Origin of the sequence: Yersinia alsatica (genome assembly GCF_025133195.1) — a bacterium.
GTDB classification, from domain to species: domain Bacteria; phylum Pseudomonadota; class Gammaproteobacteria; order Enterobacterales; family Enterobacteriaceae; genus Yersinia; species Yersinia alsatica.
Genome location: NZ_CP104006.1, coordinates 3,723,630 through 3,739,237 on the forward strand (window position 1 = coordinate 3,723,630; position 15,608 = coordinate 3,739,237).

Below are 15,608 nucleotides of genomic sequence, written 5' to 3' on the forward strand. Positions count from 1 at the left end.
ATAATTTTATTGTTCCAGTTTTTGAGTGCCCTGAGTCTCTCCACCTTGGTCGTTGATAATAGAATAAAATACTTGCGTTGTATTATTAATTGACCCTTGAGTAGTGACCGGCAAACTAAGCTCAGCAAAAGGTGCCACCATTTTATTATTTATCTTACTCATATTAGCCAAAATCGGGCTTTCTTTTGATGCGCGAAGTTCAATTTTTCTAAAGGTAATGTAATACGGCGACGCATTTTTTATTACCAATTGGTTACCTTTCTTAGAGAAGGTCAAATGTTTCATTGCTTGCTCTGACGGCATTACTAATTCTGCCGGCCGGTAGAACATTTTAATTCTGGTACGGAAAGCCAATTGCAGTTTGTTATCTTCACCGGTGGCACTTTTTGTTGGCTTAGGCGGGATTTCTAATAAATTGAACCAAAAAAGGGTTTCACGATCTGTGGCTAAGCCACTGCCGGTACGAAACAGCCGGATAGTTTGATCTCTCTTCGGATCTAAACGTATTACCGGTGGCGTAACACTAAAAGGCACCTTGATAGTATCCGGACGCGCATTCGCATTACCGTTATCAATCCAGGCTTGAAGAAGAACCGGCATATTCCCGGTATTGGAAACCTTAACGACACCCTCACGTTGTTTTTCATTGTAAATTACACGTGTCCCCGAAATCATCACTTCAGCGCGAGCAACTGTCACAGCAACTAATAATGCGGCCAGGGTAAATGCTATAAAGAATGTTTTACGCATAAGGTTTCCAATTATAGAGCGAACGAAACAGGGAGCATTAAGCTCCCATGTTGTAGCTGATAACGTGGGTAATTAACAAGTCCCCATTATCAACCCCGCTATATCACAAGCATTAATTAGTCATAAACAATAGTATAGTCAACTTGCGTCGTTACTGTGCCAGGTTCAACAGTGACATTGTTCGCATAATACTGTGCATAGTAAGTTAATGTCGCGCCACCGCCACCAATATCTTCAACTACACTACTCTGGCCTGCACCCCCCACAACAATGGGTGCGCTGTTTTTATTTAACAGGCGAACCTGAACACCAGTCGATGTGCCATTACTGTTCAAACGGCCAGTTGCAGTCTCTACCGTAGAGCCCGGCTCAAAGTAAGCATAAGCATTGGTCATTGAAGCCCCAGTACAACCAGACAAGACGATATTGAAAGGTGTTGTGCCGGCAACCGAGTTAATAGTGCTCAATGCACTTGCAGAGATAGTCGGTAAGTTTACTGTGCCATCTTTGGTGCCATTGTTTACTGAAACTCCGCAAGTGGTATCAGTAATTTGACCATTAATAGTAATAGTACCGTCTGTAGCAAAAGCAGATTGTGCGATAAATACACCCGCTATAGCCGCAATTAATGCGCTAGTAGTTTTAATTTTCATGTTTATTTCCCCGTGATTTTAAATATGTTTAGACCAATAAGTTTAATTAGGATTTATATCCTGAATCAGTGAAGTCCGATTTCGTTGTGTCTATTATTCCATCATTTAAAATATTGTCAATTAGGCCAAAAATGCAGGATCATCAATATTTTGTTAAATAATAAGAATGATTAAATATGAATAAAAGAAAGCTGAATCAGACTGTGTGATATATCTTTTCACTTGTAGGAAAAATCCCACAACCGAGATAATAAATAAAATATTTAATCTGTCACAAATTATAAGTATCGAAAAAACATGAAATAAAAAAACAATACAAAACAGGGCTCTAGGAATTTTCTTGTATCGGCAAGAGGAAAAACTGCTAAAAAACAGTCACTATGTGACCTGCATCACAAAAAAGCACAACGTAAATTTGTCCAAAAATGACGTTTACACATTATTTACGTTATAAAAGTGAAAATATTTTATTTTTTGGCAAAAACGCATGACGATTAACAGCTGTCATTATAAAAAACAACAATAACCACCATGTTTATTAGCACTTAAAGAAGAATGATTATCAATTCATATTGCCAATTTAGAACTATATAACTCATATCGAACGGACGGCCATTACTGGCCGTGTTTAATATTCATGATTATTTGATATTAATGAGTGACAGGAATTGCAACTTCCGCTTGTGCAAAACCATAACGGCTCAGAGGTGTCATTTTTACTGATGTTGGTGATGACTTAATGGGGAATTGCTTACTAGCACCAGGCATAATATATGGGTTACCCAACGCAACAACTTCATTGCTTGGGGCCAGAATCACCTGTGGGCCTAGGCGAACTACATGCTTGCTTGGGTTCTTAATAATTAAGTTATTACCAGAGGTAGAGAAAACCAATTCTTGCCATGGTGTTTTAATTTGTGGCACCGCATTTGGCTGGATAAAAAACCCGATTTCCTGACGAATTGGCATTACTGTCGCATTACCCGGTACCTGCTCAACACCTTCAAATGAGGCTTTTAACAATACTTCAGTATCGAGTACCGTGCCTTTCTTCAATACAAAGTTAACTTGCTGACTTTGCCCTGCGTCAATGCGAGTCACCGGAGGTGAAATCAAAATCTGCTTACTGAGGCTTTTACCATCCAAATCAACCAGTTTAGTTACCAGTAATATTGGGTTTGCTGAGGTATTATCGATAGTAAAACTCGCGCGGCCCTCACTCTCTTTTAAAATGACCGTCGTGCTCTCTAATTTAAACGAAGCATAAGTTGTCAGGCTCCAACCACTCAATAACAGCAGTAAGCTAAAAATGAAAAGCGATTTAACGCGATTGAATTTAATGCGACCCCAAATAGGGTGAAATGCTGTCACTGTATTAATCATCGTATTGTTCATAATAGATCCTATGTCTAAAAAATATTGTTGAGTCTCTGTTTTCATCGCCACTTTTAGTATCAATGGCATGTGCCTTCGGCTACTTCATACAATGTATCTGGATCAAATTTATCCGGCTCAGCATAACTCACGATACATTCACTGCGGTTGGTTGCTTTAACACGTAACGTTGTACCAATTGCTTTGTTTTCCAACATAAAGTTGCCATCACCAATAATTGTGCCCAGAAAATTACCTTTTTCATCCAGCACGTTAGCCCCTACTGGCAACATTTCATTATTGCTATCGCGAATGGTTAGCAGCAATTGGCGCGTTTCTATCGCCTCAAAGTTACGGGTGGCTACAGTGCCACGGGTCATCATCAAATCTGCACTGGTACTATTAAGACGAATATTAAGTGGCAATGTTTTAGTGCTTATTTGTGCCTTTGATAAAGTATAAGGCATCACTGATGGCAGCAATGCTGTCCCGGCATAATCAGTAATTGCCATTCCACTACTCGGCGACGATACGCGTAAATTGGATTGGCTCGGTATATTCACTACCGCAAAAGTATCACCAATAGCCGAGGAGGATGTCGCAAAGGTGTTATTCGCATAAGCCACTGAACCACTAGACGAAATATAGGCCGAACGACTATTATTTGTCGCCTGAGATACCCCACCAGCCAATTGCGAATAGGCCGTTTTCATATTCAGTGATCCATTAACACGCCGCTGACTATTGCTGCCCGTTACCCCGACCGAGTACCCTTTATTATCATCCCAAGTACCTTGATAGGAGCTACCTAAGGTCATATTGCCGTTGTTACGTTGCATCCGCCCCGTAAGTGAGCCTTTACCCAACGGCATACTGATACCGACATAAACCGCATTCTGCCCCTGCGAAGTTGATTGAAAACTCAACGTCGTTGTCACCCGACCAAATTGCTCGCTAGCTGAGAAAGTATGGGAAACACTGTCAGCCGCTTGATAATACATATTATTAGACAAAACATAGGAAAATGCGCCCCAACGTGGGTGTGCCCAAGTCACTGCCGCCGAGGTGGAATTCTTCAGTTTTCCATACATCAGGTCATCCAGATTATTGCCACCGCTTAGGGCATTATCCGGTGACCAGTAATTAGCTGAGTCATATACTGTAGACAGTGACGCACTCAGATTACCGTTAATTGCGACCTGATTTTGCAAGGTTAATTGGTATCCCTGTCCTGCATCTTTGGTATTGGTATAACTGGCTGCCGCTGAAAACCAGGCATTCTCTAACCCGCTATAAAGATTTTGCACACTGATATTTTGATAATCAGGGGAAACTAACCCGGCAGATGTCATGCGCAATGAATTCGCCGGGCTGAAAGACATCTCGCCCGAAACCAAGAGTGGCGATTGGCTTTCACTGTCATGCAAATTGTCGCGATAACGGCCCACAGCCAGTTGGTATGTAGTGGCTTGCTGCTCAAAATTAGGGTCAAGAGCATTTGATACCGTAAAATGTTGCCGACTCCCGTCCTCTTCAATGACATCAACATCTGTGACTACACCGCTAGAAAAGTTACTGATATTGGATAACGAGAATGGCCCTGGCGCTACAACCGTTCGATAAATAACACGGCCACGCTGACGAATTTCAATTGTGGCATTGGTGTTGGCAATCCCTTCAATGGGAACCACTAACTGCGAATTATTCAGTTGGGCATTATCGGAATATAACTGAGCCCCTGCTACTGGTAGGCCAGAATAAGTATCGCCAACCAGACCAAACTCACCTAGTTGCACCACTGACTTTAACGATTCCACGGCGCGTAGCGCATAGGTTTCCTGATTGTCATAGTGGCTAAGACCTTGGTTATAGGTATAAGAGCCACGGTTACGTAGCACCCAGTTATTAAAATTAATGCCCGGCTCGAATTGCCCCTGAAATAAATTAAGGTTATCGCTGTTATTTTCGATCCGCTGCCCGAATAAATTATAATTAAGTAGCAATGCATGACCACCTCGCTGGTAGTCACTGCTGTCCATTTCAGGATCAAATGCCTCTTGCGGTAATGTCAACTCAACCCGAAATTGGCCGGGAAATAGCTTTACCGCAACCCCCGGCCACAAAGATTCAATATTCTCGCAGCTGTCTCCGCTGTTTTTATGACGTAACTTTAATGCCATCAATAGCTTTCGGTCTGCGCACAGTTGCCCTTCACTATCGAATGTCGCTTCAACACGGTAGGTTTTATTGGCATTAATAATGATGGTGACATCATGCTCACCCGGTAAGAATTTATCCTGTGTGCTAAAAAAATTAGCTAATTCTGCCGAGAAACCCAAGCCCTCCAATGTTTTTATGTCGAACTCCACTGCATCCCCTTTGGTCGCGGAAAAAGCCGCTAGAGGAAAAAAAGAAAAAAGAAGTGCGGTGAATGGACGCGGGAAACGGCAGATAAACATGTGGTCTCCCGAAAGTTTTTAATCTGAGTACAGATCGATTTTTGTTCAAAAAATAAAGAACGTAAGAAGGCTATTTAAAATAGCCTTTGACATATGAAATTATTTAATTAAATACCAAAAGAAAAGTTCATAGTCAGTGACCCATCAATATTAGAATCTTCAGTAATTGGGCCATTCATAGTAGAGGTTCCTGCTAATGTTGGTGTAACAGCAATATCAGCGCTAAACGTCTTACCAAAATTAGCAGTCGAAGTTGAGTTTGACCAACCATAGGTATAACCATTAACTAAATATAAACTTGTGCCTAATGTGGCAGCCCCAGTTCCCACTCGATAATACATAGAAGTGCTGGTGCCATCGACGCTAGCATTACTTAATATTACTGTGTAGAAACCAATTTTACCGGTACGATTAATGTTACCCAATCCATAATTTCGAGTTGATGTAGCATCACTGACAGAAGCTAAGCGGTTATCAACACTACTCAAACTTAAATATGTCGTTGAATCACAAGTGATAGTCCAGTTTTTTTTCATTTCTGGCAGCGCAGTTACGGTCGTCCCAGCTTTTACATTAGTAGCAGACAAACGTCCCATATCATAAACACCGTTATTGGGAGCAATGACGGTACAACTTGGAACCCCAATTTTTCCTTTAACTTTCAATTCTGTTGTTGGTGTCGCCGCTTGCGACGCTACAGATAGAATTAAAGAAGCCAGAACAGTTAATTTAGAAATATGCGTTTTCATAAAATGAAAGTAACTCCCGATATAAAAACATCGCTAGCAGTTATCCATAAATATTATTAACGTTAAAATAAAGGGCAGATATAAAACTCTGCCCTTACTTTATGAATTAACGAACACGGAAGTTAGATACCGAATGCGAAATTCATCGTCATTGAGCCGTCGATCTCTGCATCATCAGTGATCGGGCCACCCATCGTGGTGGTACCTGCCAGGATCGGGCTAACCGTAATATCAGCAGTGAACACTTTACCGGTGGTCTGGGTGTTAACCGCAGATGACCAACCAGTACGCATACCAGTGGTCAGATTGGCAGTGGTAGCAACAGGGAAGGTCGTGGTCGCAGAAGAGAACACGTTAGATGTTTTGCCATCAACAGTGCCGTTCTTCATTTGTGCAGTGTAGTAACCGAGCTTGCCGGTACCATTCACGTTACCCATACCGAAGTTAGTCGTTGCAGCAAGACTCGCTGAAGCAGTGCGGTTATCAATCGGTGTAAAGTTCAGGTAAGTCTCAGCGTCACAGTTTACCGTCCAGGTTTTAGTGATCGGCGTCAGAGGTGTTGTTGCAACACCGGATTTAACTAAAGATGAAGAGAGATGACCAAAGTCATAAACACCGTCATCCGGAGCAACAATAGTGCAGCTTGGCACCGTCAAAGTACCTACCACTTTTAATTCTGCAGTTGGCGCCTCTGCATTGGCAGCGTTAATACCAAAAATTAAAGAAGACAGTACAGTAATTTTAGCCAGTTGCTTTTTCATTTAAATAGTCCTGATATATAATGTTTATCGCGTCGCGATACCCAAACTTTAATAGGCCTAGTGCCTGGGAATTGAATTCGTTTTGTATTTGGCTGACCCAAATCAAAATGTGAACTCAAAATTTATGCTGCTATTAAACGTTTTAAGACATTCCTTGTACATCAGACTGCAGGCCGACTTATTGTAGGAATTGTCTTACAGGATTATTTCCAGTCATGCTGGATTTCATTTATTTTTCGAGATAAAACACCTGGCACTTGCATTTAAACCCACAAATAAATCGTAAAATAAATTTTACTAAAAAATAAAGCACAATTAAATCAATGCATTAATTAGTTAATTTTGACGATGCTAAGATATTTATTTTATCATTTAAAATGGCTAGTTTTATTTAAATGGAATACATATAAACCCCCTACCACTTTGTGGTTATAAAAGTATTCTTTCTGAGAAAATCATATTTCTACGTTTTTAAAATAACACCCTTTATTTTTGTGGTTATAAACGGCCTCAATGCAATGTTGTATTACTGCCGGTTATTTACTCTGTTATCCGAAATGTAGAGGGGCAACGTCAGCCAATATCAACTTTAGTGCCTAATTTTCGCGCCAACCCTTTAGCACCTTCGCGCATTACGCTATGGTGGTTCCAACGAAATAGTGGTGCCGCAATGGGTGCCAAATAGTTCATCCAGCGCGTATTCGTGCGAATTTGCCAGTCGTAACGAACGATAGTATCCGTCCCATCATAGAATAATGACCACAACCCAATCCCTTCAACTTCACCACTGGCTATACCCTCAAGTAAATGTAGGGGTTTGATAGTAATCACATGAATATCAAACGTTATTCGGTATGGGAGTGCGCCTTTCCAGGTATAGCGATGCAAAGCACCAATGCCTCGGACATCCCCTTTTTCTATCTCAACAACCTGCTCCAGACTTTTCCACCAATTTGGCCACATATCAGGATGAGCAAGGATATCCCATACAATCTGTAATGGTGCCTTGACGCGCCAGAGGGTAGAAAACCGATACTCAGCCATATCGTTCAACTCCGTATCAAGGAATAAAGAAATGGGCGGGAAAGTGCAAATTAACCACCATGGCATCCATAACGACTGTTTCCAGCAGTTGCTCGCTGGCATCATAACTCATTACTTTCACAGGGAAATTCTGGTCATTCTCCAGCCAAATATCATAGCGATGGACGTTATCAACACTGATACCCGCCGGGCCAGTTATCGACATATGTAATACTGGTTGCTGCCCTAACTTTTCCTCACCAACCACCACCGTCTTCCCGCCTTGTTGCAGACGTTGGATATTACCGAGCAAAACACCGATATCGGATTGATCCACCCGATGACCACTTTTATCACGAATCAAACTATTGGTCGGCAGCAGGCTCAGGACCGGTAGCATTCCCATTCCGAATGGCCATAATCGAACTTTGCCACTAACCGGGTTATAGACCAATGCCGCACCACTGTGAGGTTCGACAAAATCCATGCGGACATAGCCGGGCTTATGATAGCTGTAACGAATGATCGTAGAATCGCCTAGCGCAGATTGGGAGTGGATTCTGAGTTGGTAGGATTCAAGCTGCTCAAAATGGTGTTGAGCCACCATAATAGGATCAGGATGGCCCGTCGTGGCATGCGCAACAGTCGCTGGCATGAATACTGCCACCAAGATCGCAATTGAACCGGTTAATCCGCGGATAGTCTTCTCCCGTCTATTAGGCAAGTAATAAGAAATCCCTGCCCTTATCATTAAATATATACCTAATATCAGAAAGCCATGTGCTGGCGCAGCGTATTATTTATCACCCCAATTAACAGGCTTAGTGTGATAAGGATCGCTGAATTTTTTTTCTATAAGTGCTTGAATAATGAAAGAGCGAGAGGGATTTCTTCTCCCTGAAAGGTTTTCTTTTCAACAATTTTCGAGACGGTCCTTTCAACCGCTGGGGTATCACCCCATGAAACGGTTGCGTTCATGCCCCTTTTTACGGCATGTTTACAACAACACCTCCCTGCTTTAGACGTTCGAATTATCACTTTGTGAGCAACCTGATGATTAAGTGGCTGTGGAAAGCAAACCAACCGCAAGCGGAGATGCTTGCACAGTGGCGTGAAGCACTGAGTATTCCCTTGCTAGCACCTTTGGATGAGCAGGAGCAGCAGCGGCTGGTCTCTGTTGCAAGTCATTTGCTGCAACAGAAACGTTTGGTCCCGCTACAAGGCTTGGTATTGACTCCATTAATGCAGGCTCGCTTGATGCTGTTATTTGCACTGCCCGTAATGGAATTGGGTGCTAAATGGTTAGATGGCTTTCATGAAGTGCTTATTTATCCGTCCCCTTTCGTGGTTGATGATGACTGGCAAGACGATGCCGGTTTAATTCATTCGGGCCAAACCGTGCAGTCCGGTCAGAGCTGGGAACAAGGTCCGATCGTGTTGAATTGGCAAGATATTCAAGATTCTTTTGATTTATCCGGCTTTAATCTTGTCATCCACGAAGCCGCTCACAAGCTTGATATGCGTAATGGCGGCCATTCTAATGGAGTGCCGCCGATTGCTATGCGTGATGTCGCCGCATGGGAATATGATCTCCATCAGGCGATGGACAATATTCAAGATGAGATAGATATGGTCGGCATTGAAGCCGCCAGCATGGATGCGTATGCCGCCAGTGACCCCGCCGAATGTTTTGCGGTGCTGTCCGAGTATTTTTTCAGTGCACCAGAACTGTTAGAAAACCGCTTCCCTGCTGTTTATCAGCACTTCAGTGCTTTCTATCGCCAAGATCCACTTGCCAGGCTAAAACGCTGGGAAAAATAAAAAGTAAGATACTCTCCTAATAGATTGCAATGCACCGACAGGCGGAAAGAAACAAGCCCCGCCGAATGTGATCAATTAAGTGATTCAGCACGCTGAGAGTAAATTTATATATTTTCCGCACCGGTGTAATTTGAAAAATATAAGGTATTTGTTCAGATGCTGAGCAGTCAGTCTAAATCCACCAATTTAGCGTTGACAGTATCCGGCATGCTAGATATCATGCGCCCCGTTCACACGATTCCTCTGTAGTTCAGTCGGTAGAACGGCGGACTGTTAATCCGTATGTCACTGGTTCGAGTCCAGTCAGAGGAGCCAAATTAGAAAAGCCCGCTTAAGGAAACTTAAGCGGGCTTTTTGCTTTCAGTTATTTCTGATAGTTATGAGCGAAAAATTGGCGTCGTAACCTGCGTGACAGATTGCCACCAGTTGCTCCGTTAGACCCATAGCCGGATTCGCCAGTCGGCTTAAAATTCGTTATCATCCGCTCCCACTCTCCATCGGGTCGCTTATGTCCAAGATTATCGATACCTTTATTGCCCCACAGTGCTATGACAAGATCGAGAATCTTTATCAGGACGATCATCTGGTGCTTATCAATAAACCCACCGGGCTGCTCAGCCTATCGGGGAAAAATCCGCAAAATCTTGATTCGGTGCATCATCGGCTGGTACAGATATTCCCTGGCTGCACTCTGGTCCACCGCCTTGATTTCGGTACCTCGGGGCTGATGGTGATTGCCCGCAATAAGGCTATAAATGCCGCCCTCTGCCAACAATTCAGCCAGCGCACAGTGACCAAAGTGTACAGCGCACTGCTTTGTGGACATCTGGATGACAACGAAGGGGTGATAGACGCAGCGATTGCCAAAGATCCGGCGCTGTTCCCGCTAATGTCGATTTGCGCAATCCACGGTAAGCCCGCTCGCTCCTACTATCGGGTCGTTGAGCGCTTTTATCATGAGTTGGATGATGGGGCGTTACTGCCATTGACGCGGGTACAACTGACCCCGGAAACCGGACGTACTCATCAACTCCGCATCCACTGTCAGCAGTTGGGCCACCCTATTTGGGGTTGCGACCTGTATGGCGGTCGCCAGCTACCCGGTACCGAACGGACTCCACGGCTGATGTTGCACGCCAGTGAGCTGCATTTTGCACATCCCATTAGCGGAGAGTGGATCAAAGCCCATAATGCCAGCCCGTTCTGAAAGCGAACCATTTATGCTTAAACTATTTATGTTTAAACTATGGTGGTCAGCCCAAATGGGTGACTATGCTGATATTTTTCCATGAACAGGTTGAGCATAAAATATATATGAAAAGCCCTGAGGGACTTTTCATATATAGATATCTACCAAACGTTAATTACCACATCAAATCATCGGGCACTTTAAAATCAGCATATGGATCTTCTTCATCTTGATCCTCCTGACTAAGCGCACTATTTAATACAATACTGTTCGCATCTCGCTGTGCAATTTTATCGGCGACACTCGCTGGGATAATAGCGTATTCACTCTCACCGCTGTTATCTGTAACCAAACGAGCAATGGCGAGGCGGCCACTAATCAGCTGGGCTTGCGTCAGCTTATCCACCATTATTTTTTTAATTAAATTATTATCTGTGAAGTTAAAACCAATATTGCCTTTTGAAATGTCGATTTTATTCATTTCAATGAGCTGCTTCACCTGAGCTTTATATTCTTTCGATAAAGCAGCTTGTTTTTGTTGCTCGCTTAGCTGTTTATCACGCTCAAGTTGCGCTTTTTTATTTTCTTCCACAGCCTCTCTTGCCTCACGAGCCTGAACTCGTGATTTTTTAGCTGTTCTTTGGACTTTGGCCATTTTTTTGCTGGTCACTAGTCCAGCTTTGAGCATCTGCTCTTGTAAGGTAAGTTTTGTCATCTTCGCTTCTAAACCAATTGAATAATTTGTGGGATTATACCTGTAATTTTCGAGGCTGTACTAGGTTGCAGGGCTTGATCACTGCGTAGTTTGAATTTGGACGAATCTATCAGAGGCTGGTATGGCTAGCCCTCAGGATTAAACAACCGCGCAATACTCCCCCTCTTGCCGCGCCACTACTGTATCGCTATAGCTTTATTAGTGGTTATTTTCGTGCTCTTGACAGCATAAGCCTTCATTAGCAAAGCCCACTTAAGAAAACTTAAGCGGGCTTTTTATCGGGTTCAATAACTGTGCGTAAAAGCTACAATGCATAGAAAATCAATACGGCAATCCCGCCAAATAATAGCCATTTGATCAGATAATAAATTCTGCGATTCCAAGCTTTCAGCCGTTTACCGACTTTGCGCACCGCATAAATATATTTAAATGCCCTATTAACGCCACCGGTTCGGTCCCCTTCTTCATTAGGGGCCGTGGCCGCGGTCATCAGGTTACGCCCTAGCCAATGGTTAACCCATTGCGCCCAACGATAACGCATTGGTCGCTCAATATCGCAAAACAAAATAAGCCGGTTCTGCCCACTCTGGTTTTCAGCATAGTGAATGTAGGTTTCATCAAACAATATTCCTTCACCATCGCGCCAACTGTAAGTGGTGCCATCTACATCAATAAAACAACGATCATCATTTGGCGTTATCAAGCCCAAGTGATAACGCAAAGAGCCCGCATAAGGATCACGGTGACGAGGTAAACGGCTGCCGTCCGGTAACTCCGCAAACATGGCGGCTTTTACTGAAGGTAGCCCCCGTAATAGTGAGGTGGTATAGGGGCACAGTGTCATGGCTGATGGATGACTGTCTTCATACCATTTCAAATAAAAACGTTTCCAACCGGTTTTAAAAAAAGAGTTAAAACCGGCATCATTGTATTTATCTGATGCCTTTATTTGCTGGATGTCCATTAATGCTTTGCCCTCTTCCCTGATTTGTAACCAGTTATCGCGCAAAACGGCTAACTCGGGGAAAAGATCCTGTTTTAAATAGGGTGTTGTCGGCACCCGCGAAAATAAGTACATGAAAACATTGATGGGCGAAACAAATGTCGAATGATCTGAAAGTTGACGCCAGAACTTATAACGAACCTTCCCGCGAAAATGCACATAGGCTACGCACAAGATAAAAACCAATAGCACTATATATTTCATGATGTCCTATCAACAAATATGGCTGGTAGCTAAATATTTAGTCTATCTCAAGCAAATTTTCCAACTTAAAAAGATGAAAACTCATTAAGAGGGTCAGTAACATTAAGATTAGTAGGCAATAAATGTCTGAAGGTCACTGTCATTGAGTGTAAAACACCCCGTAAAACGACGCCCTTCAGGGAAATCATCACTTAGTTCGCGTAATAATTGTAATTCGAAACGCCCCGTATCTAGCGAATAACTTAACAATTGAGCTTCAAGAAAATCAAAATAGCGCCCTAACTGAGGGAAAACAGCTTTGAATAAGCTCTCTTTGGCTGAAAAAGCTAATGTGAGTAGTTGATTGAAGGGCAATGGGCCTGCTTGAAAATAATGATATTCTTTTTCACTAAGAATACCCGGCCACAAGTTTTCGGCTCTTTCCGCAGAAATTAAACTTTCAATATCCAAGCCAACACCATGAATACTGAGGTTCACCTCTTCAGACTCAACCACTGGCGTTATTATTTGCGCAGTACATAAAGCACGTTGATTATTATGGCTAATACTGCCAATCAATCCGGTTGGCCACTGTGGCGCGCGGTCTATCCCACTGCCCAGCGGATAGTCGCGGATTTCCAGCATATTGAGTACCTGTCGGGCAACAAAGCGCCCCGCCAAATATTCCGCGCGCCGTTTAGCGACCGCTTTTTGTAAATTGCCCGGAAACGTAATGCCATACACAGCAAATAGCTCATCCCGGTATTCATTGACATCAAAATCACATTTAGCCAAAAGCCCGCGAAACTGTGGCTGCCCATTCAAACCGCTGGCTGGCAGTGCAGCAAAAGTAAAGTTACGAATAAATACCGACGTCACGCGCTATCCTAATCACATTGATTCATAGGCTTTTATAGTAGTGGTTAACCCGCATTGCTACAATATCAGAACCCCTGCCTTTTGATGTAAAACGTTAGCAGCAACACGTTATTCCTCACTGAGTGCCCCCCTAAGCCCACAGCTAATCATCTTTTTATTGCGTTTTAACCGCGAATGAAATGCAACTTCACAATTATTGAAACGCAGTTCCTGTCATTTCTTTTTCTGTGATAATGGTCAATTTAATAGCAAATATAAACCGCTAGTTTGAATGCCATGGGGATAAGGGAATAACCCTTTTATATACATTGATATAACGATTCCATTATTAGAAATGATGCCTTTTTATCTATTTTTATACCCACGGTAGTTGAAGTTTCAGCTAACAGCACCGCAGCTTCAAGTAACAAGGGTATAGTGACTTCTGGAGATAACTGAATGAAATTCCCTAAGCCTTTGCCAACACTGTGTCTGGCTATTTCTGCCATATTATTTAGCCAAATAGCCTCCGCACAACAAATTAAAGCTGCTGATGTTCATCCCAAAGATTATCCCAATGTTGTCGCAGTTAAAAATATGGGCGACAAACTTAAGACTGCCACTGATGGGCGTTTGGAAATTAAAACCTTCCCTGGTGGGGTATTGGGTGATGAGAAACAGATGATCGAACAGGCACAAATGGGAGCCATTGATATTATTCGTGTATCCATGACACCGGTGGCCTCTATTTTACCGGAGATCAGCGTCTTTACCCTGCCTTATATGTTCCGCGATGAAGATCACTTACATAAAGTGCTTGATGGCAAAATCGGCCAAGAAATTGGCGATAAAATCACTAACAACAAAGATTCAAAATTAGTGTTTCTTGGCTGGATGGATGCCGGAACCCGTAATCTGATAACCAAGCAGCCAGTGATTAAGCCGGAAGATCTCAAGGGTATGAAAATCCGTGTTCAAGGCAGCCCAATTGCATTGGCTACGCTAAAAGCAATGGGGGCAAATTCTCTGAGCATGGGGGTGAGCGAAGTGTTTAGCGGCATGCAAACCGGGGTTATTGATGGTACTGAAAATAACGAACCAACGTTTGTTGCCCATAACTATCTGCCCGTGGTGAAAAACTATACCTTGAGCGGCCATTTTATTATTCCTGAGCTGTTCCTCTATTCTAAAACCAAGTGGGATAAATTATCCCCCGAAGATCAACAAACTATTCTAAAACTGGCCAAAGAAGCACAGGCTGAACAGCGCGTATTATGGCAAGCCTACGTACAACAATCACATGACAAGATGAAAGCCGGTGGCGTGCAATATCACGAGATTGACCATGATTATTATTACAAAGCCACCCAGCCCGTACGCGATGAGTTTGGCAAAGATTATCAAGACCTCATAAAACAAATCAGCGCTGTCGAATAACACTATTCTGGCGGTATTAATAACCTTAATACCGCTGACATATATACCCAAATCCTTGGTGTCGCAGCAAATACTGCTAACACTGCTGCAGCGTCAAGGACAAAGGGTAAACTGAGGTCTCCGCTATGGCTCGCTTTTATCTATCAACGATGGATGCTTTATATCGCCTGTCAATCTGGGTAGCTGGTATTGCTTTAATTATCATGGTTGCAGTTATCCCTATGGGGATATTCGCCCGCTATATTCAAAACGATGGCTTATCCTGGCCTGAACCTGTCGCTATTTTATGTATGGTGACATTTACCTTTGTTGGCGCTGCCGCCAGTTATCGTTCGGGCTCGCATATTGCGGTCAGTATGGTTACCGATCGACTTTCGGCAACAGGTAAAAAAGTTTGCCTGCTCTTAGTCGATTTACTGATGATAGTTATCAGCCTGTTTATCCTGATTTATAGCTACATCTTATGTAGCGAACTTTGGTCACAACCGGTGGCTGAGTTCCCATTACTGACCGCCGGACAAACTTATATCCCGCTGCCTATCGGCTCTGCCATTACCCTGTGCTTTATTCTCGAGCGCCTGTTTTTTGGCCCGCAGACCCACCGCCCGGTCGTCATGATTGGCAATTCATAAT

The 15,608-nt window shown here is 43.1% G+C and carries 15 protein-coding genes and 1 tRNA gene; 5 read left to right on the top strand and 11 right to left on the bottom strand.

Annotation, left to right across the window (positions count from 1 at the left end; translation table 11 throughout):
• Positions 1 to 6: 6 nt before the first annotated feature.
• From N0H69_RS16620 to N0H69_RS16655, 8 genes are all read right to left on the bottom strand, one after another.
• Positions 7 to 750 carry a fimbrial biogenesis chaperone gene (locus tag N0H69_RS16620; protein WP_050151332.1) on the bottom strand — a complete coding sequence of 248 codons (744 nt, stop codon included), beginning with the start codon at positions 748 to 750 and terminating at the stop codon, positions 7 to 9.
• Between the two features lie 116 nt (positions 751 to 866).
• Positions 867 to 1,403 carry a fimbrial protein gene (locus N0H69_RS16625; protein WP_050106736.1) on the bottom strand — a complete coding sequence of 179 codons (537 nt, stop codon included), beginning with the start codon at positions 1,401 to 1,403 and terminating at the stop codon, positions 867 to 869.
• 651 nt (positions 1,404 to 2,054) lie between these two features.
• Complete coding sequence (locus N0H69_RS16630) at positions 2,055 to 2,798, bottom strand: fimbria/pilus chaperone family protein (protein ID WP_375541920.1); 744 nt, start codon at positions 2,796 to 2,798, stop codon at positions 2,055 to 2,057.
• Between the two features lie 59 nt (positions 2,799 to 2,857).
• On the bottom strand, positions 2,858 to 5,236 hold the full coding sequence (locus N0H69_RS16635; RefSeq protein WP_050106737.1) for a fimbria/pilus outer membrane usher protein: 2,379 nt from the start codon (positions 5,234 to 5,236) through the stop codon (positions 2,858 to 2,860).
• Positions 5,237 to 5,343: 107 nt separating this feature from the next.
• Positions 5,344 to 5,985: a DUF1120 domain-containing protein gene (locus N0H69_RS16640; protein ID WP_050145271.1), complete on the bottom strand. Its 642-nt coding sequence runs from the start codon at positions 5,983 to 5,985 to the stop codon at positions 5,344 to 5,346.
• A 122-nt stretch (positions 5,986 to 6,107) separates the two neighbouring features.
• Complete coding sequence (locus tag N0H69_RS16645; protein ID WP_050151333.1) at positions 6,108 to 6,746, bottom strand: DUF1120 domain-containing protein; 639 nt, start codon at positions 6,744 to 6,746, stop codon at positions 6,108 to 6,110.
• Between the two features lie 573 nt (positions 6,747 to 7,319).
• Positions 7,320 to 7,790 (bottom strand): SRPBCC family protein, encoded by a 471-nt coding sequence (locus N0H69_RS16650; protein ID WP_050151334.1) that lies wholly within the window; start codon positions 7,788 to 7,790, stop codon positions 7,320 to 7,322.
• A gap of 16 nt (positions 7,791 to 7,806) precedes the next feature.
• Positions 7,807 to 8,424 (bottom strand): MucB/RseB family protein, encoded by a 618-nt coding sequence (locus N0H69_RS16655; protein ID WP_145529265.1) that lies wholly within the window; start codon positions 8,422 to 8,424, stop codon positions 7,807 to 7,809.
• Between the two features lie 398 nt (positions 8,425 to 8,822).
• Here N0H69_RS16655 and mtfA point away from each other — a divergent pair, with 398 nt between their 5' ends.
• The 3 genes from mtfA (at position 8,823) to N0H69_RS16670 (ending at position 10,797) form a co-directional block, all read left to right on the top strand.
• The gene (mtfA, locus tag N0H69_RS16660; RefSeq protein ID WP_050121910.1) at positions 8,823 to 9,590 is read left to right on the top strand and encodes a DgsA anti-repressor MtfA; all 768 of its coding nucleotides are present in this window, start codon (positions 8,823 to 8,825) and stop codon (positions 9,588 to 9,590) included.
• Positions 9,591 to 9,829: 239 nt separating this feature from the next.
• Positions 9,830 to 9,905: transfer RNA gene (locus N0H69_RS16665), tRNA-Asn, on the top strand.
• Between the two features lie 193 nt (positions 9,906 to 10,098).
• Positions 10,099 to 10,797, top strand: a complete 699-nt coding sequence (locus N0H69_RS16670) for an RluA family pseudouridine synthase (RefSeq protein WP_050152525.1) — start codon at positions 10,099 to 10,101, stop codon at positions 10,795 to 10,797.
• A 157-nt stretch (positions 10,798 to 10,954) separates the two neighbouring features.
• Here the strand turns inward: N0H69_RS16670 and N0H69_RS16675 are convergent, their stop codons facing one another.
• From N0H69_RS16675 to N0H69_RS16685, 3 genes are all read right to left on the bottom strand, one after another.
• Positions 10,955 to 11,494, bottom strand: a complete 540-nt coding sequence (locus N0H69_RS16675; protein ID WP_050152526.1) for a DUF2058 domain-containing protein — start codon at positions 11,492 to 11,494, stop codon at positions 10,955 to 10,957.
• A gap of 304 nt (positions 11,495 to 11,798) precedes the next feature.
• A complete protein-coding gene (lpxO, locus tag N0H69_RS16680; RefSeq protein ID WP_050111060.1) occupies positions 11,799 to 12,701 on the bottom strand; it encodes a lipid A hydroxylase LpxO in 903 nt (300 codons plus the stop codon).
• A gap of 108 nt (positions 12,702 to 12,809) precedes the next feature.
• On the bottom strand, positions 12,810 to 13,559 hold the full coding sequence (locus N0H69_RS16685) for a 4'-phosphopantetheinyl transferase family protein (RefSeq protein ID WP_050134704.1): 750 nt from the start codon (positions 13,557 to 13,559) through the stop codon (positions 12,810 to 12,812).
• Positions 13,560 to 13,997: 438 nt separating this feature from the next.
• On the opposite strand from N0H69_RS16685, the gene N0H69_RS16690 reads away from it, so the two are divergent.
• Positions 13,998 to 14,975, top strand: a complete 978-nt coding sequence (locus N0H69_RS16690; protein ID WP_050111058.1) for a TRAP transporter substrate-binding protein — start codon at positions 13,998 to 14,000, stop codon at positions 14,973 to 14,975.
• Between the two features lie 125 nt (positions 14,976 to 15,100).
• Positions 15,101 to 15,607 carry a TRAP transporter small permease gene (locus N0H69_RS16695; protein ID WP_050111057.1) on the top strand — a complete coding sequence of 169 codons (507 nt, stop codon included), beginning with the start codon at positions 15,101 to 15,103 and terminating at the stop codon, positions 15,605 to 15,607.
• Position 15,608: the final 1 nt, after the last annotated feature.

What these genes read in the sequence shown, in the direction of transcription:
- N0H69_RS16620 (WP_050151332.1), bottom strand. Translation starts at nt 750, where the DNA reads ATGCGTAAAACATTCTTTATAGCATTTACCCTGGCCGCATTATTAGTT.
- N0H69_RS16625 (WP_050106736.1), bottom strand. Translation starts at nt 1,403, where the DNA reads ATGAAAATTAAAACTACTAGCGCATTAATTGCGGCTATAGCGGGTGTA.
- N0H69_RS16630 (WP_375541920.1), bottom strand. Translation starts at nt 2,798, where the DNA reads ATGAACAATACGATGATTAATACAGTGACAGCATTTCACCCTATTTGG.
- N0H69_RS16635 (WP_050106737.1), bottom strand. Translation starts at nt 5,236, where the DNA reads ATGTTTATCTGCCGTTTCCCGCGTCCATTCACCGCACTTCTTTTTTCT.
- N0H69_RS16640 (WP_050145271.1), bottom strand. Translation starts at nt 5,985, where the DNA reads ATGAAAACGCATATTTCTAAATTAACTGTTCTGGCTTCTTTAATTCTA.
- N0H69_RS16645 (WP_050151333.1), bottom strand. Translation starts at nt 6,746, where the DNA reads ATGAAAAAGCAACTGGCTAAAATTACTGTACTGTCTTCTTTAATTTTT.
- N0H69_RS16650 (WP_050151334.1), bottom strand. Translation starts at nt 7,790, where the DNA reads ATGGCTGAGTATCGGTTTTCTACCCTCTGGCGCGTCAAGGCACCATTA.
- N0H69_RS16655 (WP_145529265.1), bottom strand. Translation starts at nt 8,424, where the DNA reads ATGCCAGCGACTGTTGCGCATGCCACGACGGGCCATCCTGATCCTATT.
- mtfA (WP_050121910.1), top strand. Translation starts at nt 8,823, where the DNA reads ATGATTAAGTGGCTGTGGAAAGCAAACCAACCGCAAGCGGAGATGCTT.
- N0H69_RS16670 (WP_050152525.1), top strand. Translation starts at nt 10,099, where the DNA reads ATGTCCAAGATTATCGATACCTTTATTGCCCCACAGTGCTATGACAAG.
- N0H69_RS16675 (WP_050152526.1), bottom strand. Translation starts at nt 11,494, where the DNA reads ATGACAAAACTTACCTTACAAGAGCAGATGCTCAAAGCTGGACTAGTG.
- lpxO (WP_050111060.1), bottom strand. Translation starts at nt 12,701, where the DNA reads ATGAAATATATAGTGCTATTGGTTTTTATCTTGTGCGTAGCCTATGTG.
- N0H69_RS16690 (WP_050111058.1), top strand. Translation starts at nt 13,998, where the DNA reads ATGAAATTCCCTAAGCCTTTGCCAACACTGTGTCTGGCTATTTCTGCC.
- N0H69_RS16695 (WP_050111057.1), top strand. Translation starts at nt 15,101, where the DNA reads ATGGCTCGCTTTTATCTATCAACGATGGATGCTTTATATCGCCTGTCA.